The sequence below is a fragment of the Dysgonomonas sp. genome (genome assembly GCF_035323175.1).
Lineage (GTDB): Bacteria > Bacteroidota > Bacteroidia > Bacteroidales > Dysgonomonadaceae > Dysgonomonas.
Map to the genome: position 1 here is coordinate 125,519 of NZ_DAOKYH010000005.1, position 24,722 is coordinate 150,240.

Sequence of the window (24,722 nt, forward strand, 5' to 3'; positions counted from 1 at the left end):
CTAAGGATATGACCTTAAAGGATAAACATATTGTATTGGGTATAACCGGTAGCATTGCAGCATATAAGGCTGCTTCGCTTGCTCGTTTGCTTATAAAAGCAGGAGCCGAAGTGCAAATAGTTATAACACCTGCAGGAAAAGAATTTATCACCCCTGTTACATTATCCGCGTTGACAGGTAAACCTGTCGTTAGCGAGTTTTTCACGGCAAATGATGGTACATGGCATAGTCATGTCGATTTGGGACAATGGGCCGATCTGATGCTTATTGCTCCGGCTACTGCTTCTACACTTGGCAAGATGGCAAATGGGGTTGCCGATAATATGCTTATCACCACTTATATGTCGATGAAAGCACCCGTAATGATAGCGCCCGCTATGGACTTGGACATGTTTGCCCATCCTGCAACTACTCGCAATTTGGAGATTCTTCGATCTTATGGCAATATTATTATTGAGCCTGCTGCCGGAGAGTTAGCAAGCCATTTGATAGGCAAGGGACGGATGGAAGAACCTGAGAAAATACTATCTGCTGTTGAGGACTTTTTCAATCAGCAAGAAACTCTTTCAAAAAAAAAAATACTGATAACGGCCGGACCGACTTATGAAAAAATAGACCCTGTACGTTTTATCGGGAACTATTCATCGGGTAAAATGGGTTTTGCCTTGGCTGAAGAATGTGCACGTCGTGGTGCAGAAGTCGTTTTGGTTGCAGGCCCTGTTTCACTAAAAGTAAATCACCCCAATATAAAAAGAATTGACGTGGAGTCGGCAGAGGAAATGTATAATGCGTCCGTAAAAGAATTTCCGGCAATGGATGCCGCTATTCTTTGCGCTGCCGTGGCTGATTTTCGTCCATCGGAACAGTATTCTCAAAAAGTAAAGAGAGGAGAAGATTTATTGACGATCTCTCTTGTTCCTAACAAAGATATTGCTGCATCGCTTGGCAAGATGAAGAAGGCAAACCAATTGCTTATAGGCTTTGCCTTGGAGACAAACGACGAAGAGACAAACGCTCTTAAAAAAATGGCAAAGAAAAATCTTGACTATATTGTCCTTAATTCGCTTAATGACGCAGGGGCCGGATTTAAGTATGATACGAATAAAGTTGCTATTTTGAAGAAAAATGGAGAGCGAAAAGATTTCGGGCTAAAATCTAAATACGAGGTTGCCTCTGATATTATTGATAACACTATGCAATAAACTTATCCCGCACATTATTTTTTTGATATATAATTATCTAATATAAGAAGGCTTTACAGAGTATGTAAAGCCTTTGTTTTTAATTTTTTAAGTAGAAAGTGACAATGCGAAAACGTATTTAAAAGTGTCACTTTTGTCACTTTTTAGGAACAATCTATATTTATATGTGTTTCATAATTAATATCTTGGAGACAAGAAATGTTGATATAAAATGAATACATTTATACGGATATTGTCACTTTCTTATTTGCAACTTGTGTGAGATGGCTAAAAGTAGACACAAAATATTAAAAATTTCACTCTTTGCACTTGCTCTGCTTGTTGTGCTTGGCCTTTCTGTGAACTGGTATATGACTTATCGCCTTAAAGACAAGTTGAATAAAACATTGGCGGAAGCAGTATCGAATGCAACAAATGGTTTTTATCGCTTTTCCTTCGAGAAGCTCTCTGTAGGGTTTCTTTCGGGAGAGCTTTCTATATACGGTCTACAACTTGTTCCCGACTCTCTTGTATTTGATCAATGGCAACAGGGAGATAGCCTTCCCAAAGTATATTATAAAATTAATGTTGAAGAAATTCACTTCAAAGGTGTTAACCTGACTTGGCGCCGAGATTATAAAAAGTTGAAGTTTAATCTCTTTGAGGTAAATTCGCCGGATATAAAAGTTTTTGAACCTACATATTCAACAGATACTCTCGATGAGCAGCATAAAAATAGAAAGTCGCAAACACTATATCAAATTGTATCTCCTTATATAAATCGACTTGCAGTAAGTAGGATCAACCTCACCAATATGAATGTTTCATATACTGTGGTCGATTCTGTATCACCTGTTGTCTACGGATTGAAGGAAGCTAACTTTTTTGCATTTAATTTCTTGTTGGATGAAAATTCTTCAGAATCGGGAAAGCTTCTGTTGTGCGATAATTTTGAGTTCTCGGCAAGTACTCCGCAATCCCTTTTGTATAGTGACGAAATCATTCTTAATACGAAGAATATTCAACTCAGTACGATCGATTCCATTATTCAAATTGACGGTGTGGATATTCACCCTAAAGATGAATTTTGGGCACGTCGGCTTGAGAAAACGGGAGATTATCTAAAAGCTACAGTGGATGAGGTGAAGGTGAAGGGGATTGGATTTGAAAGGAGAAAAGGATTAAATCACCTTCATGCCCGTACTTTCGATATCAGGTCTACAGACATACAGTATCATAGCGTACAAGGAGCATCGGACGACTCTATCCCTGTGGAAGAGAAGAATTTGCAAGATGAGCCTTGGTCTTTATATACAATACTGTCTCCTATTCTTTATCGGACATCTATAGACAAAATAAGTGTAGAAGAAACCAAATTTAATTATGTACATACTCAAAATAACATTACGGATGTTTATACGCTGGGAAAGTTTGATTTTCATGCCAATGATTTTCTTGTAGATTCTCTTTCCGAAAAATTGTGGAAATTCTGGTATGTGGATAACTTCACGATGATAGCAGATAATATTAATGGAACACAAAGAAGCAATAATTCTGAGTTAAATGTAAAACGCTTGTATTTAGATACAAATACTGAAAAATTTGAAATATCAGATATAAAAATCAAACCTTTATCTACCAATACTAAGAAGGATTATTTGTTCGGAGATGTAAAGTCTATAAGTGTTGATGGACTCGAATATACCGCAGGAGTTTCTGCTGAGCTTCTTAATATTGAATCGCCTAATATTGAATATTTTAAATTAACGGAAAAAAATAATGGAAAATCGAAAGATAAAAAGAAGGTCTCACCCGAGAATGTCCTTGATTTTTTTACACCGTATTCCGATTTCTTATCTGTAAAAAGAATAAATCTGAAGAATGCAAATCTGATATATCATAATAAGGAAGACGATGAAACCTTTCGTCTGAAAGATTTGAATTTCCATGCATCCAAATTTCTTATCAGTAAAGAGACTCGGGTGACTTCACCCTATTTATTCAGAAGTGATGATATAAGTCTTTCCTTTAGGGATTTTGATAATCTCCTATTCGGGAAGAAATATCAATTGCAGATAGCTGCTGCTGATGTATCTACCAGCACGGGGGAAATGGTGTTGAAGGATATAAAGCTAACTCCGCAAGCCAAATCTTGGGAACAGGCTTCTGTCGTTTATGATATTGCTTCGCCCCTGATACAGATTACAGGATTTGACAATATTGACTACTTCAAAGATAAAACAATCGCTCTTAAAGACTTTTTTGTAGAAGCTCCTCAGATAAAGGTCATGAAAACAAAAATAGATGGAGGTGATAATAAGAAGAAAGCCCTGTCTCCGGAAAAGTCTTCTTTTTTAACGAAGCTTTCTGTCGATAATTTGTCTATAACTGACCCCAATTTTACTTATATCGGTAAAGAAGAAGATAGTTTGAGAGCTGAATTGACTGCGTTTAAATTAGATTCTTTGAAATGGAATATTCATCATAACTTGAATATCGCAGAGTTAATGTTGCAGTCTCCACAGGTATATTATGCGAATAATAGCAAAAAAGAAAAATTAGACAAAGGGGCAAGTCGTAAAATAGATCTTGAATTCCTCGGTAGAAACATCAATATAGGTAAGCTTGTCGTTTCGAATGCAGGAGTTAATCTGAATCGACCTTCCGATACGCTTGATTTCAAAATTGCACAGTTTGATTTTTCAGGCCTTAGCTGGATCATGAAGGAAGATGGTTCTTCATTGGGTTTGGCTGTGATCAATTTTTATAAACCGACTTTGGATATACGCAAGCACTCTATAGAAAAGCAGGATATAGATTCGCAAACTGTCTCTTCACGAAAGGATATTTATTCTTTTATTGAACCCTATCTTCATAATCTGTCAGTGGGAGAGTTCAATCTTAGGGATGCAAATATCAATTACTCTAATTCTAAAACAGACAACAAAGAAGAAACACAAAAGCTAAACGAGACTAGCCTCTTTCTTCGTGGTCTGAATTTAGGTACACAAAAGAGGAAATTTGACCTAGCTGATATTCGTTTTAATACCAAAGACCTTTCTTTTCCAATCATGGATGGATTCTATACTCTTAGTTTTGGTAATATCAATATAGATAAGAAAGGGCAGATAGCAGAAGTGTCGGATGTGAAGATGAAATCTACTTATCCCAAATTTGAATTTGCATACAAACATCCGAAGCATAAAGACTGGTTTGATTTTACAATGGGTAAGTTTCAGCTTTCAGGGCTCGATTATTCAGTGCTGACTGCCGATAATAAGATAAAGGCTAAGCACTTGAAGATGGATGATGTCGTTCTATTGAACCTTAAGAATCAGCAAATAAAGATAGAGCATAATATTATGCCGCTGATCTATGAAAAAATACAGCAACTGCCTGTTCAGCTAGATATCGATTCGGCAAATGTTAATAATTTCTCTGTGCTGTATGAAGAGCTGCCAAGAAACGGCAATATGTCTGGTAAGATTCACTTTGACAATATGAATGGTAAAATAAGCGGCTTGACAAATATAGCTTCTTACCCCGAGCAATTTATCCGTTTAGATGTAGATGGTAAATTTATGGGAGGTCCTTTTACCGCCCGCTGGGATATTCCCGTAAGTGCTGATTATGATTGTTTTGTATTAGAAGCAAATATGAAGCAGTTTGATATGACGAGATTGAATGGTGTATTTCTCCCTTTAGCAAAAGTTGAGTTGCAGAGTGGTATATTGCAGGATTTCTATTTCAGGACAGAGGCTTCCAGTATAGATGCCAGAGCCAATATGCTGTTTCGGTATAATGATTTTAAATTAACCATATTCAAAGATATAGAAATTGAAGAGCAAAATAAGCTTTTGTCAAGGATTGCCAATATTCTTGTACGGTCTAATAATCCGAATAACAAGCGGTCAAAGCCTCGTGTGGCTGATGTAACGCTCGATCGTGACCCTTATCACTCCACATTCAATTACTTTTGGCAGATATTGCAGCCTGCTCTTGCCGAGTCGGTAGGTGTTTCGCAACAAAAGCAAAACATGGCGAAAAAAGTAACTCAGTTTTTCTCAAAGGTCAAGAATTTCTTTACCGGGAAAAAGGAGAGTAAAGAGAAAGAAGATAAAAAGTAATTATTTATTATACAACCGTCCTTGCCACGTTTTTCTTTCCTCAAACTTTTTCAATACTTTGGCAGTGAATTCGAAGTTTTTCAATCCCCAATCAGGTGCTATCAGTAGTTGTTTCGGCGATTGAGAAATAAAACGCTCTATGATAAAGTCAGGATTAAGTTTCTCGGCAAAGTCGATACATAGGTCGATGTAATCGTCTACCTCGAACAGATTGAACCATTCGGGATGCTCCCGATATTGCCTTGCCATTACTGTCCCTTTTATCAGTTGTAGCTGGTGAAGCTTTATCGTTGTCAGTGGAAGCTTGGCTACTACGTCAGCATGAGCCAGTACCTGCTCACGGCTTTCATGAGGCAGCCCGAGAATAAGATGTGCTCCTGCATATATTCCTTTGGCTGCTGTTTTAAGTATGGCCTCTTCACTTTCCTGATGCGTGTGTCCACGATTGATAAATTCAAGAGTGGAATCAAGCGTTGATTCCAAGCCGTATTCTATGATGAGGAAAGTTCTTTTATTTAGCTCAGCGAAATAATCGAGTAACTCGTCCGGCATGCAGTCGGGGCGTGTGCCGATAATCAATCCCACAACATTGGGATATGATAATGCTTCTTCATACAGCTCAATCAACTTCTCGATACTATCATAGGTATTCGTGTATGACTGAAAGTATGCGAGGTATTTCATTTCAGGATACTTGTAAGAGAAGAAAGCAATGCCATCTCTGAGTTGGTCGCTAACACTGCGTTGCTTTCCTCCATACCCCGGACTAAAGCTTTGGTTGTTGCAATATGTACATCCTCCTACGGCTTTCGACCCATCTCTGTTTGGACAAGTAAATCCCGCATTTATCGATATTTTCTGAACCTTATATGGGAAGTGTTTTGTAAGAAGCTCTCCAAATTCTTTATAGAATTTATTTTCCATTCGTCTTTTTTATTTTGGATGCAAAGGTAATGATATGCGAAATGAAATTATTATAAAGCTCATATTTTAACCACTTGGCGTATATCATTACCCTATTCCCTTAATCGCATTTAATGAATTGCGTGATAAGCTTTCTTAGAAATTTACATGATCCGGATCTGGTCCGATACGCAGATTTTTATTTAGCGAATTTATGCTTTTGATTTCATCATCGTTCAGGCTAAAGTCAAATATATTCAGATTCTCGACCATGCGCTTCTCGTTTGCTGATTTAGGTATGGTTACTACTCCACGTTGGTAATCCCAACGAAGTATTATCTGAGCAGGAGATTTTGAGTATTTGTTTGCGAGGTCAGTCAATATCTTTTCATTGAATAATCCCGTCTGATTCGCCGCAAACGGGCTCCATGCTTCTACACGGATACCTGCTTTCTTGCAATAGCTCAAATCATTTTCTTGTACAAGGTATGGGTGCAATTCTATCTGATTTACGGCAGGAGTTATGGTCGATTCTTTCGCCAATGCCTCCAAGTGGTATTGCTTGAAATTGCTGACGCCAATTGCTTTCACTTTACCAGTTTGATATATTTCCTCAAACTTTTTCCATGTTTCTATGAACTTCCCTTCTACAGGCCAGTGAACCAGATATAGATCGATGTAATTGAGATCAAGCTTTCTTAAGCTGGTCTCAAAGGCTTCTTTTACCTTGCCGCTTCGCTGGTCAGAGTTCCACATCTTTGTGGTTACGAATATTTCTTCCCGAGGAATACCCGAGTTTTTAATTGCTTTTCCTACAGCTTCTTCGTTGTGATAATACATGGCTGTGTCAATATGCCTGTATCCAACTGACAATGCGGTTCCGATCACCTTTTCAGCTTCCTTGTTGTCTTCCAAGCGGAATACGCCTAGTCCAACCCATGGTATATCTATACCATTATTCAATTTTACTTTTTCCATTTTCTGTGTAATTTATATTTGATATTTATACATTATTCGGAGAGTAACTAATTTAACAAATAAAGCGAATGAATTGTTCCTTTTTAAAATTATGACTATTTGTTTCAAAAAAGAAATTAAAACGAATAAATTTTGCTTATTAGCCACTTCCTTGCATCTTTTTCATTTGTTTATCAGATATTTATTTATAAATTGCGAAATCTAATTTTTAGCATTACTATAAACTAATATCATGTCAGAAAACTCTTCTAAGATTAAATTCTACAGTGGAGAAAGTATTCCGCTGGAATTGCACAAGGTGCGTGTTGTACAAAAATTACATTTAGTCCCAATTGAACGTCGTTTGGAAGCTCTTTGCGAAGCCGGATTCAATACATTCAGGCTCGACACAAAAGATGTTTTCCTGGATATGCTTACCGACAGCGGTACCAATGCATTGAGTGATCGCCAGATGGGTGCTATGATGATAGCCGATGATGCTTACGCCGGATCGCAAAGTTTTGTCCGCTATCAGAAAGCTGTGGACGAAGTACTCGGTAAAAAATATCTTCTTCCCGTACATCAAGGTCGTGCCGCAGAGAATATCATATCCAACGCTTATATTCGTAAGGGAAGCATTGTGCCGATGAACTATCACTTCACTACAGCAATGGCACACATTACCCAATATGGCGGTAAAATCGAAGAATTGCTCTATGATGAAGCCTATGTAATAAATAGTAAGCATCCCTTTAAGGGGAATATGAACCTTGAAAAGTTGGAGAAATGCATCAACAAACATGGAGCTGCCAATATTCCTTATATCCGCATGGAAGCATCTACCAACCTTATTGGCGGACAGCCTTTCTCGATGGAAAACTTTCGGGGGGTGCGTGCTATTGCCGATAAATACAAAATACGCCTTGTCCTCGATGCTAGTTTGCTAGGAGAAAATGCATGGCTGATCAAGCAACGTGAGGAGGAGTTTAAGAACAGCTCGATGGCTGAGATTATCCTTGCGATGACCAATCTTGCCGACTTGGTTTACTTCTCGGCACGAAAGCTGAGCTCGTCTCGTGGGGGTGGTATCTGTACCAATGATTATGCCATCATGAAGGAGTTGGAACCGCTTGTTCCTCTGTTCGAAGGGTTTCTTACCTATGGCGGTATGTCGGTTCGTGAGATAGAAGCTATTGCCATCGGACTGTATGAAACATTGGATGAGGGTATGATATGCCAAAGCCCGCAGTTTATTGAATATCTGGTTAATGCTTTTGAAAAGAAAGGTATCCCCGTAGTGACACCTCCCGGTGTATTAGGCGCACACGTCAATGCGATGGAAATTTGTTCTCATATCCCTCAGAAAGAATATCCGGCGGGTGCTTTAGCCGCTGCGTTTTTCCTTATCTCGGGAGTACGTGGTATGGAGAGAGGGTCGGTATCTAACCAGCGTGATGAATATGGCAACGAGACTTATGCAGATATGGAATTACTTCGCTTGGCTGTTCCTCGCCGTGTGTTTACTCTTTCACAAATCAAATATGTGGAAGATCGAATGACATGGCTGTATGAAAATCGCAACCTGATAGGAGGGCTGAAATTCGTATACGAACCGCCTGTTCTTCGCTTTTTTATGGGAGGGCTCGAACCGATAAATGATTGGCCGCAGCGATTGATGGCTAAATTCAGAGAAGATTTTGGCGATAGCTTATAGAAAATACGATATAATATCATCACGGCATGGGTCTTATGGCTTATGCCGTTTTTGTTTTCTATGCTTTTTATTCGGAGAGGAATTGTTAAAAGGTGACAAAAGTGACACTTTTACCCTATTTTTTAATGTCACTTTTTTTTATTGTACAACTACCTAAAATATCCCATTATATCAAAGAGCTCTTTATAATGAGATAATTTTAATAAAATGAAATACGAGCTTTCTATAAGAAAATTTTGAGGAATATGTAGAGGCTATTAAGTCATATATTGAGAAATAAAACTCTTTTGCTAACTAATTAATTTACAATTATTTTTCTTAGTTTTGTATTCAAAGCAAACTATCAAAAAAAATAATAGCATGAAAAACATCTTTACGTATGGCATTCTATGTGCCCTTATTTTCTCTGGTTTCTGTTCGTGTGGCAAGAAGTCAAAGACATCAGGAGAACCTTCACGCCCGGTTATTATCGCTTATGTAGGAGGATATAATGGTTTAGTGGATGTAGACAAAATCTCGCCTAACAAAATTACGCATATCAACTATGCCTTTGTCGATGTAAAGGATGGAAAAGCATTTCTTACGAATGAGGCGACCGATACGACCAATTTCAGGAAGCTAAACGAATTGAGGCAGCAAAACCCTGATCTCAAAATCCTGATATCTATCGGAGGCTGGTCTTGGAGCCGTAATTTTTCGGACGCCGTGCTGACTACTCAAGGACAGAAAACATTTGCTAAATCTGCGGTGGAAATTATGAAAAACAATAATCTTGACGGGGTAGACATCGATTGGGAATATCCTGCTCTTCCGGGTGATGTGGGGAATGTATACCGTCCCGAAGACAAGCATAATTATACGTTGATGTTTGCTGCTATCAGAGATGAACTCGATGCGTTGGAAAAAGAGACTGATAAGAAATATCTATTAACAACGGCTGTTGGTGGGTTTCAGCAATTTATAGATAGTACCGAAATGGACAAAGCACAGGAATATCTCGATTATGTAAATATCATGACCTACGATTCGCAAAGTAATGAACAAGCAATACACCATACCAATCTCTATCCTTCCGACAAATATCCTCAAAAGCAAGGGGCTGATGTTGCCGTAAAGGCTTATTTAGCCGCCGGTGTTCCCGCCGAAAAGCTAGTGATGGGCATTGCTTTTTATGGACGAGCTTTTAATCTGAAGAAGGGAGCGTCTAAAGGTATTGGCGATCCTGTTGCAGAACAGATAAGGGGTAGGGGCTATACCTATATCAAGGATAGCCTTGTAAATCAGAACGAGTACTATCGATATTGGGATCAGAGTGCACGTGCACCATACTTGTTTAATTTCTACAAAGGAGTATTTGTTACTTACGACGATGAGGAGTCAGTAAAAGAAAAATGTAAGTATGTATTGGATAATAAAATGGGAGGAGTGATGTTTTGGGAATATAGCTCCGATCCTAAAGAATATTTGTTGAACGAAATAAACAAGGTACTTAAATAATAAAGTTTAACAGTATCAAATTTTCATATTGAACTTCTGTTTGTACTTTTGAGAATGAAGCGCAACGAATGATATAGCAAGCCACTTTATATTCAAATAATGTGGTTTGCTTTATTTAATAGATTATAAATGAGGAAAAGACGGATACTTTGGGCTGACGATGAAATTTATATGCTACGATCGCATATCCTTTTTTTAGAAGAGAAGGGATATGAAGTCACCCCTGTAAATAGTGGTCAGGATGCTATTGATAGTATAAAAAGCGAATCTTTCGATATTGTTTTTCTTGACGAGAATATGCCCGGTGTTTCGGGGCTCGATGCATTAAGCATCATCAAAGAGATCAACCCCAATATTCCCGTTATTATGATTACAAAAAGCGAAGACGAAGGGATTATGACTCACGCTATTGGGAAAAAGATAGCAGACTATCTTATCAAGCCCGTCAATCCCAATCAAATCCTCCTTTCCATCAAGAAAAACCTGCACAAGGACGATATTGTTTCAGAGGTTACGGTTGAAGGTTATCGCGAAGAATTTAATAAAATCAGTGCGCAGATAAATGATTCGAATACGTACGACCAATGGGTGGATATCTACAAAAAGCTTGTTTACTGGGAGCTTGAGCTGGCAGCATCAGACAGCCCCTTGATGGACTTGCTTCGGATACAAAAGAATGAAGCCAATAATAGTTACTGTAAGTTTGTAAAGAAGAATTATGAGTCATGGGTACAAAATCCGGATAAGAGACCTTTGATAAGCCCTGAGCTTTTTTCGCAGAAAGTATTTCCACTTCTGGATAATGGCGAAAAATTGTTCTTTATCCTTATTGATAATTTCAGACTCGATCAGTGGTCTGATATAAAAGATCTTTTGGCAAATGATTTTACAATTTCCGAAGACGAATACTTAAGCATATTACCCACTGCGACTCAATATGCACGCAACGCCATTTTTTCGGGGTTGATGCCTTCCCAAATGGCCAAATTGTATCCCGATCTTTGGGTGGATGAAGATGAGGATGAAAGTAAAAACCTGAATGAGGAAGCCTTACTGCAAACTCAGATTGAGCGATACAGAAAAAATTATACTTTCTCATACAATAAGCTACTGTCCTCTTCATCGGGAGAAAAGCTGTTGCAAGGGATGGATCGGCTAAGCAATAAGCAACTGAATGTAGTTGTTATCAACTTTGTGGATATGCTTTCCCATGCCCGTACAGAATCAAGAATGATACGGGAACTTGCATCCGACGAAGCAGCCTATCGCTCTTTGACTCGGTCTTGGTTTAAACATTCGAGTACAATGGATATTCTGAAGAAGGCAAAAGCAATGGGATATAAAATTATTTTGACTACCGATCACGGAACGATACGGGTAAAAAATCCGCTCAAGGTAATTGGCGATAAGACGGTGAATACGAATATTCGTTATAAGGTAGGGCGCAATCTGGATTATGACCGCAAAAAAGTATACGACATTCATTCTCCTGAAAAGATAGGCTTACCCGCATTGCATATCAGCTCTAAGTATATCTTTGCTACAGGCGACGATTTTTTTGCTTATCCGAATAATTATAATTACTACGTGTCTTATTACACAGATACCTTTCAGCATGGGGGCATTTCGCTCGAAGAAATGATTGTTCCTTTTATTACTTTGATCGGGAAATAACAGAAAATTTGTTTTCCAAAATATATCTTTGCAATCAGAAGTTACATTGTAGAATAATTTTGAATATGAATATAAAGATAGAATCATTAGATAAAATAGACGAGGCGGCTCTCGAGTTTATCCGTGCTATGGGCGATAATACTGTATTTGCTTTTCATGGAGATATGGGAGCTGGTAAAACGACATTTATAAAAGCTATCTGCGAGAATCTCGGTGTCTCTGATACCATCAATAGCCCTACGTTTGCTATCGTAAACGAATACCGTTCCGACAGTGGAGAATTGATCTATCATTTCGACTTTTATCGTATCAATAAAATTGAGGAGGTTTTTGATTTTGGCTACGAAGATTACTTTTATAGCGGCAGCCTTTGCTTTATTGAATGGCCTGAGAAAGTTGACACTTTACTGCCAAAAGATACGGTAAATGTTTATGTCAAAGTACAAGAGGATGGTAGCCGGGAGGTAAGTCTGAGTATTTAATTGTATTCTAGTTCATCTATATCGCCATCATTACTTTTTCCCTTACTCTTGATAATATTAAACTTATAAGAGAAGCTAAACATGAAGTATCGGTTGATACTATTTGTGCGCGAGTCTGACATGTAGTTACTGCTTACATAGCGTGACAGGTTATTTCTGTCGTTCAGTATATCATAGAATTCAACCTTCAGTGTACCTCTTTTCTTTTTCAGGAATAGTTTTGAGACAGAAGCATTCCAAAGTATCTCTTTCTTCTTAAAATCATCGCCATACCCTGCATAATATGTCATATTGAGGAAGTTCTGTATCGAAAAATCGTAGGGTAGTTTCCATAACACAGAATGTTGGATATTGTAATTGGATGTGTTTCTATCCTGCACATTCGACAAATTATTCTTTGTTATGTTATATGTCATACCTAGTTCGAGGCGTGTTTCAAGTTTGTCAACCTTAAACTTTCCTGAAACTTTTTCGCTAAGTACTATATTATGCGTTTTCGCTTCTTCACCGTTCGTGTAGCCAATATTCTTGTAATAGTTGGCATAGGTGCTGTTGTCGATCGTGAATTTCTTATTTCGTAATGGGGTATTGAATATAAAATTGATATTTGCGCCCATATTACCGCTTACATTTCTATATGTATTCGTACTGTTCCCCAAATCATCTATCAGAGTATAGTCTACAATGTTGTTGAATGTATAATTGAATCCTCCCGAAAGCATCATATAACGATTTGAGGCGTAGTCAGATTTCCGATAATATACATTGAAGTTGTTGCTATAGCTTGGTTTCAAATTTGGGTTTCCATAATATTTAGATAATGCACTAACGATAACCGTATCGGCAGATAGCTGAGTGATCCCCGGTTGACTGGTCGATCCCGAATAGCTGATATCTAGGTTGGTGTGATCGTTTGGTTGGTACGAAAAGTTTAGAGTTGGCGAAAAGTTGATTACATTCTGCTTCAAGTTTTCGATGATAGAATCGGCAATGCTTACCTTGCTTCGCGAATATGACGGATCGATACTCAATCCAATAGTATAATTATACTTTTCCTTCGTAGTCTGAAAGTTCAAACTTATATTTTGGTTCACATATCTATTCTCGGTATTTCGTGCATAAGCCGTATCCATAACAGTATAATTGCCTGCACCATCCTTTTTGCGGACATCACGCATCCGCTCCGAATTATTTACCCCATACGAGTATGCAAACTGCAATCTATGGTCTTTTCCCAACGGCTCTACATACGATAGGGATAAAGTGTAGTTACTGGTATTATTATCTGTCTTGTTTTGCTGGTCTATTATTTTATCATCTTTTCCTTCGTTATAGGTCGTTTGAGAATAATTAGTTCCTTTACTATTATCCTTTCTGATAGAATTGTTGAAAGTAAAGCTTACCGTCCTCCCTTTGTCATTCAATTTTCGGCCGATAGTTACAAAATTATTTATGTTGTAACCATCACCTTTCGATTGACTATTCGAATATCCCGACGTGGTATCCTTTTCGGCTACGTAAGAAAGATTGGTCGAACTTTGAATATTCTTTGTGTTGTTAAGACTAATATATGACCGTGCAAAAATGGTAGTGAGCGAATCGGGTTTCCATTGCAGGTTCATTCCTAAGTTTGCATTTTCTCTTTTGCTGCGGTACGATGCATCCTGTTTGGAGAAACGATCACCCGAAGATAAGAAAGTCTGAGTATTGGTTTTTGTTTCCATCAGGTTGTCGTTATTTGCATAGCGGATACTGCCGCCTACTCTGATTTTTTCTGAAGGCTGTAGAAAAATATTTGCACCCAGATTTTTATTCTTCTCAATCCCGTTGTCCATCCCCATCGGATACCCATTGTCATTGGTATTACTCATTTCTCCGACTAAAGACACCTGATTGTCGTTGCGCATATAGTTTGTTATTGCTTTATTGGCGTATCTGTCGTCACTCCCATATCCGGCTTTTACTTCTCCAAAGATGCTCTGTTTCAGTTCTTCTTTTACAACCAGATTGAGTACCTGATCGGGATCTTTATCTTTAAATCCGGTTACTTTTGCTGTTTCAGACTCCTCTTTATAGAGTTGGAGCTTTTTTATCATGTTTGCGGGAAGATTTGCCAATGCCATCGGAATATCATTTCCGAAAAACTCCTTTCCGTCTACTAGTATTTTTTTCACAGGCTTCCCATTTGCCGATATATTGCCCTGTGCGTCTATCTCTACTCCGGGCATATTTTTTATTATGTCTTGCAGCATATCACTCTCCTGAGATGTGTATGATGTGGCATTATACTCGATGGTGTCGCCTTTCACCAATATATCGGGGACCTTCGCTTCTACGATGGCATCTTTGAGCTGAATGGTATTTTCTACGAGATAGATATTCCCAAATGAATAGCCTGGATTTTGTGTAGAAATATTAAAGTTTTGTAAAAATCTTTTATATCCTAAAAAAGAAGCTTCCAAAATGTATTTTCCTGTCGTAACCGATAGTTTGAAATTACCTTTTTCGTTGGTTGCAACCCCTTTTATGTAGCTGCTATCTGCCTCATTAAGCAATCTGACGGTGACAAATGGGATAGGATCTTTTGTTATTGAGTCATATACAGAGCCTTGCACATATCCTGATGGGTTGCCTTCAACTGTTTGAGCCACAGCTGAAAGGGTTGTAAAGATGAATAGTAAAAGATATAAATATCTCATCAGAATACATTTGTTTTAGTGACAACGAAGATAAGTTTTTTTATATAGAGTGTAAAATCAATGGAATTCGTTAAACACCCTTCTGTTTTATATCAAAAAAAAATGCTTACTTTGTGCAACTTATTCATTTTAGGTCAGATCTGTTTATTGCCTGTTTAAGTATAATCTCTTTCAGAATGATTATAGCTTACAATATAAGGCATTATATATGTTCTGTTTGTTTATTTATTAGATAACGTAAAAAAGAGTCATAGGAATATGTCAGAAGATGTTTTTAAGAAGATAGTTTCCCATTGCAAGGAGTATGGTTTTGTTTTTCAGTCTAGTGAAATATATGATGGGCTAAGTGCCGTATATGATTATGGGCAAATGGGTGTAGAATTAAAAAACAATATCAAAAAGTACTGGTGGGACAGTATGGTACTTTTGAATGAAAATGTTGTTGGTATTGATTCTGCTATCTTTATGCACCCTACTATCTGGAAAGCATCCGGACACGTTGATGCGTTCAACGATCCTTTGATTGACAATAAAGACAGTAAAAAGCGTTATCGTGCCGATGTTCTGATCGAAGACTATTTGGCTAAGATAGACGACAAAGTAAATAAAGAAGTAGAGAAAGCAGCAAAACGATTTGGTGAAAGTTTCGATGAAGCCATGTTTCGTCAGACCAATCCTCGTGTATTAGAAAATCAAGCTAAGCGTGATGAAGTGCATGCTCGTTTTACAAAAGCATTGAATGATAGTAACCTCGAAGAATTACGTCAAATCATTCTCGATTGCGAGATAGTTGACCCTATCAGTGGAACACGTAACTGGACTGAGGTTCGTCAGTTCAATCTTATGTTTTCTACAGAAATGGGATCTACTGCCGATGGTGCAATGAAAGTATACCTTCGTCCTGAGACTGCACAGGGTATTTTTGTAAACTTCCTGAATGTGCAAAAAACAGGGCGTATGAAGATTCCTTTCGGTATTGCGCAGATTGGTAAAGCATTCCGTAACGAGATTGTAGCTCGTCAGTTTATCTTCCGTATGCGTGAGTTCGAACAGATGGAGATGCAGTTCTTCGTTCGTCCGGGAGAAGAGCTCGATTGGTTTGCAAAATGGAAAGAGTTTCGCATGAAATGGCATAAGTCGCTTGGATTCGGCGATAATAAATATCGTTTCCACGATCATGACAAGCTTGCCCATTATGCAAATGCAGCAACTGATATCGAATTTGAAATGCCATTCGGATTTAAAGAAGTAGAAGGCATACACTCTCGTACCGATTTTGACTTGGCAAGCCATGAGAAGTTTTCTGGTAAAAAATTACAATATTTCGATCCTGAACTCAATAAATCATACACTCCTTACGTTATTGAAACGTCTATCGGTGTAGACCGTATGTTCTTATCTACACTTTCGGCTGCGTATGCAGAGGAAGTATTAGAAGACGGAGAAACTCGTGTAGTATTAAGATTGCCGGCAGCTCTGGCTCCTATCAAGCTTGCTGTATTACCTTTGGTAAAAAAAGACGGCCTTCCTGAGAAAGCACGTGAAATTGTTGATGCTCTGAAATTTGACTTTAAATGTCAATACGATGAGAAGGACAGTATCGGCAAGCGTTACCGCCGTCAGGATGCGATAGGAACTCCTTACTGTGTTACTGTAGATCATCAGTCATTGCAGGATAATACTGTAACAATCCGCTATCGTGATACAATGCAGCAGGAGCGTGTGGCTATAGACAAATTATCGGATATTATTGCTGATAAAGTAAGTATGAAGAATTTATTGAAAACAATTGGCTAAACCCGATTGTAACCCATATAATGAATATATGAATAGAAGAATTTTAATATTAGCTGTTTTATTTGGTGTTCTCATCTCTTTCGGCTCATGCGTGAATGATGACGATGACAGCACTGTAAGTCAAGAATGGAAAACATATAATGAACAGCAGGTAAGAAATGCCTCTTCTTCAGGATATACACCCCGCCCTTCGCAAAGTGGTAATGGAAGTGTATATTGGAAATCGATAACTGATTTCGTTCCTGGGGATGAGCCTTCAATAGATCGATTTCCGATCTTTACGGATAGTGTTTCTGTAAAATATGAAGGTTGGTTTTTCCGCTTGGACGATACGAAATATGTATTTGATAGTACCGAAGGAGACAAAAATGGTATGGTGCTTAGGACTAGAGTGAATGGTGGATGGATTGATGGGTTTGCGACCATGCTTCAGAATATGAAAATAGATGAACAAGCCGAGGTTTGTATTCCTTACCAACTTGGTTATGGAACTGTAGGATTATATAGTAGTGGAGTCCAAATAATACCCGGATATACTACACTTTGGTTCAAGATTAAACTTCTGAATATCTATGATGAGAAGAAAAAAGAATGGGTGAAGAAATAAGGCTATAGAGAGAAAATAATAGAAAAGGAGAAGGTTTAACCTTCTCCTTTTTTCATTTATCGCTAAATAATGTTTCCATAAATTCTTTCCCTCGTATCAATCCGTACGCTCCCTTCGGAGATTCGAACTCATCGTAAACTTGTACACTATCCGCTTCTCCATTCGAGCGGTATATAACGAACGGTATAGGCTTGTTTGTATGAGTTTTTATAGCACATGGGGTAGGGTGGTCAGGTAGAATAGCAATTGTTACAGGTTCGTCCCAGTCTTTTGTCGCTTCATATATTGTTTTTACAACCCGATTGTCAAGATATTCGATTGTTTTAGTTTTCAGTTCATAATCGCCTTCATGTCCTGCCTCGTCACTAGCTTCTATGTGTAGATATACGAAATCGTCTTTTTTAAGGGCTTCTATCGCAGCTTGCGCCTTTCCTTCATAATTGGTGTCGTACAACCCCGTTGCTCCTTCTACATGGATTAATTTAAGCCCTGCGTATACACCAATGCCCATGATTAAGTCTACAGCAGAAATTACCGATCCACTTTTGATTCCGAACAGTTCTTGCAATGTTTGCATCTGCGGGTGGTAACCCGGAGACCATGGCCAAATACTATTTGCAGGATCTTTACCCTCTGCAATGCGCTTCTTGTTCACAGGATGCTCTTTGAGCAGTTCCTGTGATTTTATAATGAGCTGATTCAGATAATCGGTTGTTTCTTGTGCTTCCGCTGTTTCCGCTTGTATCAAAACCTCTTTGTATGGTGTTCCTGTAACATCGTGCGGAGCAGTACAATCGAGATTCTTATTTCCGCCTTTTAGTTTTAAAAGGTGGCGGTATGAAACTCCCGGATAAAAGCTTACTTTCCCATCGTTTAGTTCTTTATCTAAGAAAAGAATCAATTCTTTAGCTTCTTCACTTGAAATATGCCCCGCTGAATGATTCTTTATTTTACCATCTTCTATACAGATCAGATTGCATCGCATAGCCATTTCTCCGGGAAGTATATCTACTCCCATGCTTGCTGCCTCTAGCGAACCTCTACCTTCAAATACTTTCGGAACATCATATCCCAGTACCGATAGGTTGGCAATCTCACTTCCGGGTTTGAAGCCCGCAGGGATTGTATCCAGTTCTCCACTTTTCCCCTTAGCCGCGAGCATATCTATATATGGTTTTTTTGCAGCTTGTAACGGAGTTTTACCTCCGAGTTCGGCAATAGGCTCATCAGCAGCACCGTCTGCTAAAATTATAATTGTTTTCATTTAGGATCTCTTTTACTTCCCCTATTGTCGTAATGGAGGAGTTAGTTATGTTATAAGTTTAAATAAAATCTTGCTATTTGAGTTACCTCACATTTGCAATACTGATAATATCAGAGAATACGCCTGCTGCCGTGACACTTGCCCCTGCTCCATACCCTTTTATTATCATCGGATACTCGTTATATCTTTCGGTCGTTATCTGAATTATGTTGTTGCTCCCTTCTAAATCGTAGAATGGGTGGTTTTGCCCGACTTCCTGGAGCCCGACTTCACAGTGTCCGTTCTCGTATTTGGCTACAAATCGTAAATGCTTGTGTTCGTTTTCGAGCTTTTTGCGCCTTTCTTCAAACTCGGCATCCTGATTTCTGATCGTAGCCCAAAATTCTTCTATTGTACCGTCAAAATACTCTTGGGGTATGAATAGGTTCTTCTTAACTTCTGTTTGTTCTACTCGGTAACCTGCTTCTCGGGTTAGAATAACGAGTTTTCTTATAACATCCATACCGCTGAGATCGATACGAGGGTCCGGCTCTGAGAAGCCGCACTCCTTAGCCATATAGATCGCCTTGCTGAAAGGTATATCGGCACTGATCGTGTTGAATATATAATTGAGTGTTCCCGAAAGTACAGCTTCTATTTTCACTATTTTATCTCCTGAGTTTACAAGAGAGTTCATTGTATTGATTACAGGAAGTCCTGCACCGACATTTGTCTCAAATAAGAACTTAATGTTTCTTTCCCGCGCTGTATTCTTTAGCTTTATATAATTATCATAAGCCGAAGATGCAGCCACTTTGTTGGCTGTAACCACAGAAATACTATGTGAAAGAAGATCTCTGTATATCTGGGCAACGGTTTCGCTTGCAGTACAGTCTACAAATACTGCGTTGAATATATTCATGTTGAGGATCTCGTCTCTCAGAATTTCCGGAGAGCTTGGTATCCCCTTTTCGTCCAGTTCTTCTTTGTATCTGTTCAGGTTGATTCCTTCGCGACAGAATAAAGCTTTCTTTCCCCGGGCAATACCCACCACATTCAGCTTGAGGCTGTATTGCTCTATCAGCTTCGGTTGTTGTTGCCTGATTTGTTCAATCAAATTTCCTCCAACTGTACCAATGCCGACAATAAAGAGATTGAGTACCTTATAGTCGGACAAGAAAAACGAGTCGTGAATAGAGTTTAATGCCTTCCTAAGATATTTGTTTTTTATAACAAAAGATATATTTACCTCCGATGCACCCTGAGCACAAGCGATGACGCTAATACCACTCTTGCCTAATGTTTCGAATAACCTACCGGCAATTCCTGGAGTATATTTCATGTTTTCGCCAACAATAGCTACTGTAGCAAGGTCTGTTTCCAGTTGTACACGGTTGATGCTGCCTAATGCTATTTCTTTGGCAAACTCTTCTTCGAGAACATGTACAGCCAGTTCGGAGTCGGCAGTGCGTACACCAATAGACGTGCTATTTTCGGATGATGCCTGAGATACTAAGAAAACACTGATACCATTATTTGCCAGAGCCCTGAATATTCGGTAGTTTACACCGATAATACCTACCATTCCGAGTCCGAGAACTGTTATCAGGCATGTGTCGGATATGGATGATATACCTTTTATCATCGCCTTTCCTTTCTTTATATCCCCGTCGTGAGAGATATAAGTTCCGGGAGCTTCGGGCTTAAAAGTATTTTTTATGCGAATGGGTATATTCTTGTGATAGACAGGGAAAATCGTTGGCGGATAAATTATTTTTGCTCCGAAATTACAAAGCTCTGTTGCTTCGGTAAATGTTAGGTTCTCTATCACATGAGCGCCATTGATTACCTTCGGGTCGGCAGACATAAAGCCGTCAACATCAGACCATATCTCTAATATATTAGCATCGAGTGCTGAAGCAAATATGGCAGCAGTATAATCCGATCCTCCGCGACCCAGATTGGTGATCTCTCCTGTTGTTTTGCATGTGGATATATATCCTGCAACAAGAATCCTTTTTGACGAATTTTCGAAAGCATCTCTTATCAATTTGCTTGACAATTCGATATCGGGTATATGTTTTCCGAAGGAGGAATCTGTTTTTATTAACTGTGTGACATCCAGAAAATCAAGATCGGAGAATGCAACGCTTATTATCAGCGACGACAGGCGTTCGCCATAGCTTACTATCTTATCCGATGTTTTTGCCGAAAGGTCGTTTATAAGAAATACTCCTTTGAATATATTACTGAGCTCTTCCAATAGTTTATTCACATCCGCCTGTAACGAGGGGCGAGCCTCTTCCGGAATATCCAGCTTACTGACTACTGTAATATGGTGCTCGATAATTTCACGAAACTCCCGTTCGTAAGAATAATCGCCGGCTGCAGCCAGATTGGAAATGAGCAACAATTTATCTGTGATTCCTTTGAAAGCAGAGACAACCACAACTATGGGTTCTTCTATTGTCCCTATTATCTTTTTTACATTCGCTATATTAGTAGCGGAACCTACGGATGTTCCGCCAAACTTCATTACTTTCATTCGCTATTATGGTCTTATTTACTTTTGTTTAGAGTTGAGAACTTATCTTGGTCTATTATAATTCGTTGAAGATGTTCATTATGGCTAAGTTTAGGAACTCTAATGGCTCCTTGACTCGACTTCACAGTTTTTGCAGCTTTCTTCATGCGAGAAGTTCCCGTTGTTATTTGTGCAATTGCCTCGGCAAGGAGTGGCTCTGAAGTATCTCCCAGTTCGGTTAACCCGCCTCGCCATTCTGATAGAAGAGGGCACTGAGTTTCAACTCTATTTCCGTTGTCGTCTACATAATAAGCGGATTGCATTGTATATCCTTCCTCCCATTCCGAAACTTCAGAATCAGGTGTTAGACCATTAATATATTCACCTTTCCCATTTGCATCAGTAAGTCTGGAAATTAGAGGTTGCAATTGCCATTTAATTTTTGAATTATCTGATTTCACAGTCATAGATGCTTTATCTTTCCCTACAGTTGTTTTTCCAATCTGGAAAACTGTCATGTAAGGTTTTAAGCCATGTATAACCAACTCGCTGGCGGATGCTGTATATTCAGTAGCAATCACATACAGACGGCTAAGGCTTAGTTGCGGGATTGATGTACTCGTTCCATATACTTTGTTCAGGAAATATTCATTAAGAGCATCATTGCCATATTCTTTTACGATAGAGTCTTGAAAATGAGTGTTATATTTTTCTTTTGCAAATATATTACTGGTTTTTCTGTTTGGAACCAAAGCACTAGCTAGATCCATAGCAGAGGTAAGATATCCTCCGGGATTGTAGCGAAGATCAAGCACAAAGTCTGTTATTCCTTGGCTGTTTAATGATCGAATGCTTTCAATTAGTTCGATGTCATATTCGTAGTTGTTTTCGTCACTTTCATCAGCACTTCTTTCAAATCCGTTATACATCAAATATCCTATTTTAGTTCCGGGTATAACTTTGCTTATGAATATTGGTGATTTTTTAGACTCTGCTGCCTGAAATGTTTCTAGCTTCACTTTTTCACCTTTATTGTTATATATCCAGAGCGAAAGCGATGTGTTTTCTTTGAGAATAGTCGAATAATTATCGTAGTTTACATCTGTATCATTCACTTTGTATATTACCTGACCTCTTTTTAATCCTTTGCTTTCAGCCGCAGACCCTTCATTTACATAGAGAACAAAAAGACCTATAGATGTATTTTGAGAGCTGGAGGTCGCAAAGTAATTCATTGGTATATATTCAAATCCTAGATTTGCATCAGCATATAATGTCTTTGTTTTTTTAGAAGTGTCTTCTTCTATCCATGAAAAACGGTCGCCATCAATCTTTCCATAATTATAGAGTATACCATAAAAGAATTTTTCAGGATCTTGCGTGTAGTCGGGGGATGAAGGCAAATTTGTATTCCACAGGTACAAACTTTTCATCTTGTTGTAAGCCCACTGGTTTGTGAGTTCGTTGTCGGTTAATTCTTTGGGAGGAGTAATCGGATCATCCTCTTCTTTATCTTTGCATCCATTGAAAGATAATAGAATTATTGCTAATAAAAATATGCTTTTTGCTTTCATAAATGACAAAATAGTTAGCCTTGGGTGGATTTTTGTCCTCGAAAGGCAGAATTTTACAAATGTATGTATTTAATGGTTTCTTACAAAATTAATTCACCTTTCCCCTGACGAATTATTTCCGGCTCATCACCTGTGCAATCTACAACTGTAGAGCCTTCTATACCCCCAAATCCGCCATCGATAACGATATCTATCTTGTCTTGATATTTCTCGTAGATGAGTTCGGGGTCGGTCGTATATTCAACCACTTCATCTTCGTCTTTCACCGAAGTGGTAAGTATTGGGTTTCCTAGGTTACGGACAAGCTCTCTTATTATGTTATTATCAGGAATACGTATCCCCACCGTTTTTTTGTTTTTATATATCTTCGGCAGAGATGATGTTGTATTAAGTATAAACGTAAAAGGTCCCGGTAAATTTTTCTTCATCAGTTTAAAAATAGCATTATCTACTTTTGCATATTCACTGATATTGCTTAAATCATAGCAAATGATAGAAAGATTACTCTTTGCCGGATTTATATCCTTCATCTTGCATATCTCTTCCACCGCGCGTACATTGAGCGCATCACAGCCGATAGCATAAACTGTGTCGGTAGGGTATATAATTAGTCCGCCATCTTGCAAAACAGATACAACCCTGTCAATTTCTTTCTGATTGGGGTTTTGTTCGTATAATTTTATAAGCATGTCATCCTTTATATTTTTTTATTAAAATCAAAAGTAATGATTAATATGAAAAAACGGCCCATAAATAATTATTTATGGGCCGCTCGTCTATTTTATTGTTTTATCTGCTTATTTCTTCTCGATATAATCTTCAACAATTGCCTGAGTTAGACCCATATTAGAAAATCCTCCGTCGTGGAACAAGTTTTGCATCGTTACCATACGCGTCAAATCAGAGAACATCACAATACAGTAGTCGGCACAAGATTCTGCACTGGCATTTCCAAGAGGAGACATTTTTTCTGCAAAGTCGAAAAATGCATCCATTCCGCCAATACCTTGTCCGGCAGTAGTTAAAGTAGGCGACTGTGAAATTGTATTCACACGTACCTTCTTATCACGACCATATATATAACCAAAGCTGCGACCGAATGACTCAAGCAATGCTTTTGCGTCTGCCATATCGTTGTATCCGGTAAATGTACGTTGTGCAGCAATGTGAGTAAGAGCTACAACGGAACCACCTTCTGCAATTGCATCCAGTTTTTTCGCTACCTGCATCATTTTGTGGAAAGAGATAGCTGAAATATCCAATGTTTTATCTAAAAATCCATAATCAAGGTCATCGTACTGTCTTCCTTTACGGAGGTTGAGCGACATACCAATTGAGTGAAGTACAAAATCAATTTTTCCGCCAAGGGCTTCCATAGACTGAACAAAGACTTGCTCAAGATCTTCTACGCTAGTTGCATCAGCAGCAATAACCTTAGCATTCAGCTTTTCGCTCAAAGCCTTGGTCTCACCCATTCTTACAGCTATAGGAGTGTTTGACAATGTTATGATTGCACCTTGTTCTACAGCTTTCTCAGCTACTTTCCAAGCAATAGACTTCTCGTTTAATGCGCCGAAGACAATTCCTCTTTTGCCTTTTAATAAATTGTTACTCATGTTTATATCTATTTATTGATTATTAGCTACTTATAAAAATACGACGATAGCTTATAATAGTTTATCGCACAAAAATAGTAAAAATGTGCAATAGTAAAGCCAGAATCCATCTAAATTTACATGTACG

The 24,722-nt window shown here is 38.4% G+C and carries 16 protein-coding genes; 8 read left to right on the forward strand and 8 right to left on the reverse strand.

All coding sequences use genetic code 11. The annotated features are described in order from the left end of the window. Positions 1-8 precede the first annotated feature (8 nt). Positions 9-1,202: a bifunctional phosphopantothenoylcysteine decarboxylase/phosphopantothenate--cysteine ligase CoaBC gene (coaBC, locus tag PKC55_RS08605; protein WP_291126147.1), complete on the forward strand. Its 1,194-nt coding sequence runs from the start codon at positions 9-11 to the stop codon at positions 1,200-1,202. A 263-nt stretch (positions 1,203-1,465) separates the two neighbouring features. Next, positions 1,466-5,308 carry a hypothetical protein gene (locus PKC55_RS08610; RefSeq protein WP_324372670.1) on the forward strand — a complete coding sequence of 1,281 codons (3,843 nt, stop codon included), beginning with the start codon at positions 1,466-1,468 and terminating at the stop codon, positions 5,306-5,308. Here PKC55_RS08610 and mnmL read toward each other — a convergent pair whose 3' ends face one another. Together mnmL and PKC55_RS08620 are read right to left on the reverse strand one after the other, a co-directional pair. Then, entirely contained in the window at positions 5,309-6,232 is a 924-nt protein-coding gene (gene mnmL / locus PKC55_RS08615; RefSeq protein WP_291126142.1) for a tRNA modification radical SAM protein MnmL/YtqA, read from the reverse strand. 135 nt (positions 6,233-6,367) lie between these two features. Beyond that, a complete protein-coding gene (locus PKC55_RS08620) occupies positions 6,368-7,189 on the reverse strand; it encodes an aldo/keto reductase (RefSeq protein ID WP_291126140.1) in 822 nt (273 codons plus the stop codon). A gap of 232 nt (positions 7,190-7,421) precedes the next feature. Here PKC55_RS08620 and PKC55_RS08625 point away from each other — a divergent pair, with 232 nt between their 5' ends. The 4 genes from PKC55_RS08625 to tsaE all read left to right on the forward strand — a co-directional run bounded on the left by PKC55_RS08625 (position 7,422) and on the right by tsaE (position 12,535). After that, complete coding sequence (locus tag PKC55_RS08625) at positions 7,422-8,882, forward strand: tryptophanase (RefSeq protein WP_291126138.1); 1,461 nt, start codon at positions 7,422-7,424, stop codon at positions 8,880-8,882. Positions 8,883-9,242: 360 nt separating this feature from the next. Continuing rightward, a complete protein-coding gene (locus PKC55_RS08630; protein WP_324372674.1) occupies positions 9,243-10,379 on the forward strand; it encodes a glycoside hydrolase family 18 protein in 1,137 nt (378 codons plus the stop codon). 129 nt (positions 10,380-10,508) lie between these two features. Next, a complete protein-coding gene (gene porX / locus PKC55_RS08635; protein ID WP_291128761.1) occupies positions 10,509-12,053 on the forward strand; it encodes a T9SS response regulator signal transducer PorX in 1,545 nt (514 codons plus the stop codon). Positions 12,054-12,118: 65 nt separating this feature from the next. Continuing rightward, positions 12,119-12,535 (forward strand): tRNA (adenosine(37)-N6)-threonylcarbamoyltransferase complex ATPase subunit type 1 TsaE, encoded by a 417-nt coding sequence (gene tsaE / locus PKC55_RS08640; protein WP_135105381.1) that lies wholly within the window; start codon positions 12,119-12,121, stop codon positions 12,533-12,535. Here the strand turns inward: tsaE and PKC55_RS08645 are convergent. Beyond that, positions 12,532-15,234 carry a TonB-dependent receptor domain-containing protein gene (locus PKC55_RS08645; protein ID WP_324372678.1) on the reverse strand — a complete coding sequence of 901 codons (2,703 nt, stop codon included), beginning with the start codon at positions 15,232-15,234 and terminating at the stop codon, positions 12,532-12,534. The genes tsaE and PKC55_RS08645 overlap by 4 nt on opposite strands. Positions 15,235-15,492: 258 nt before the next feature. On the opposite strand from PKC55_RS08645, the gene PKC55_RS08650 reads away from it, so the two are divergent. Together PKC55_RS08650 and PKC55_RS08655 are read left to right on the forward strand one after the other, a co-directional pair. Continuing rightward, on the forward strand, positions 15,493-17,031 hold the full coding sequence (locus PKC55_RS08650; protein ID WP_324372680.1) for a glycine--tRNA ligase: 1,539 nt from the start codon (positions 15,493-15,495) through the stop codon (positions 17,029-17,031). A gap of 28 nt (positions 17,032-17,059) precedes the next feature. Next, positions 17,060-17,638 carry an FKBP-type peptidyl-prolyl cis-trans isomerase gene (locus PKC55_RS08655; protein WP_291130488.1) on the forward strand — a complete coding sequence of 193 codons (579 nt, stop codon included), beginning with the start codon at positions 17,060-17,062 and terminating at the stop codon, positions 17,636-17,638. 52 nt (positions 17,639-17,690) lie between these two features. On the opposite strand, the gene PKC55_RS08660 is transcribed toward PKC55_RS08655, so the two are convergent. From PKC55_RS08660 to PKC55_RS08680, 5 genes are all read right to left on the reverse strand, one after another. After that, positions 17,691-18,902 carry a cofactor-independent phosphoglycerate mutase gene (locus tag PKC55_RS08660; RefSeq protein ID WP_291130485.1) on the reverse strand — a complete coding sequence of 404 codons (1,212 nt, stop codon included), beginning with the start codon at positions 18,900-18,902 and terminating at the stop codon, positions 17,691-17,693. 82 nt (positions 18,903-18,984) lie between these two features. After that, positions 18,985-21,426, reverse strand: a complete 2,442-nt coding sequence (gene thrA / locus PKC55_RS08665) for a bifunctional aspartate kinase/homoserine dehydrogenase I (RefSeq protein WP_291130483.1) — start codon at positions 21,424-21,426, stop codon at positions 18,985-18,987. A gap of 14 nt (positions 21,427-21,440) precedes the next feature. Then, positions 21,441-22,979, reverse strand: a complete 1,539-nt coding sequence (locus PKC55_RS08670; RefSeq protein ID WP_291130480.1) for a S41 family peptidase — start codon at positions 22,977-22,979, stop codon at positions 21,441-21,443. An 80-nt stretch (positions 22,980-23,059) separates the two neighbouring features. Beyond that, complete coding sequence (locus PKC55_RS08675; RefSeq protein ID WP_135105388.1) at positions 23,060-23,668, reverse strand: L-threonylcarbamoyladenylate synthase; 609 nt, start codon at positions 23,666-23,668, stop codon at positions 23,060-23,062. A gap of 108 nt (positions 23,669-23,776) precedes the next feature. Further along, complete coding sequence (locus PKC55_RS08680; RefSeq protein WP_006841656.1) at positions 23,777-24,595, reverse strand: enoyl-ACP reductase FabI; 819 nt, start codon at positions 24,593-24,595, stop codon at positions 23,777-23,779. Between the last annotated feature and the right edge of the window lie 127 nt (positions 24,596-24,722).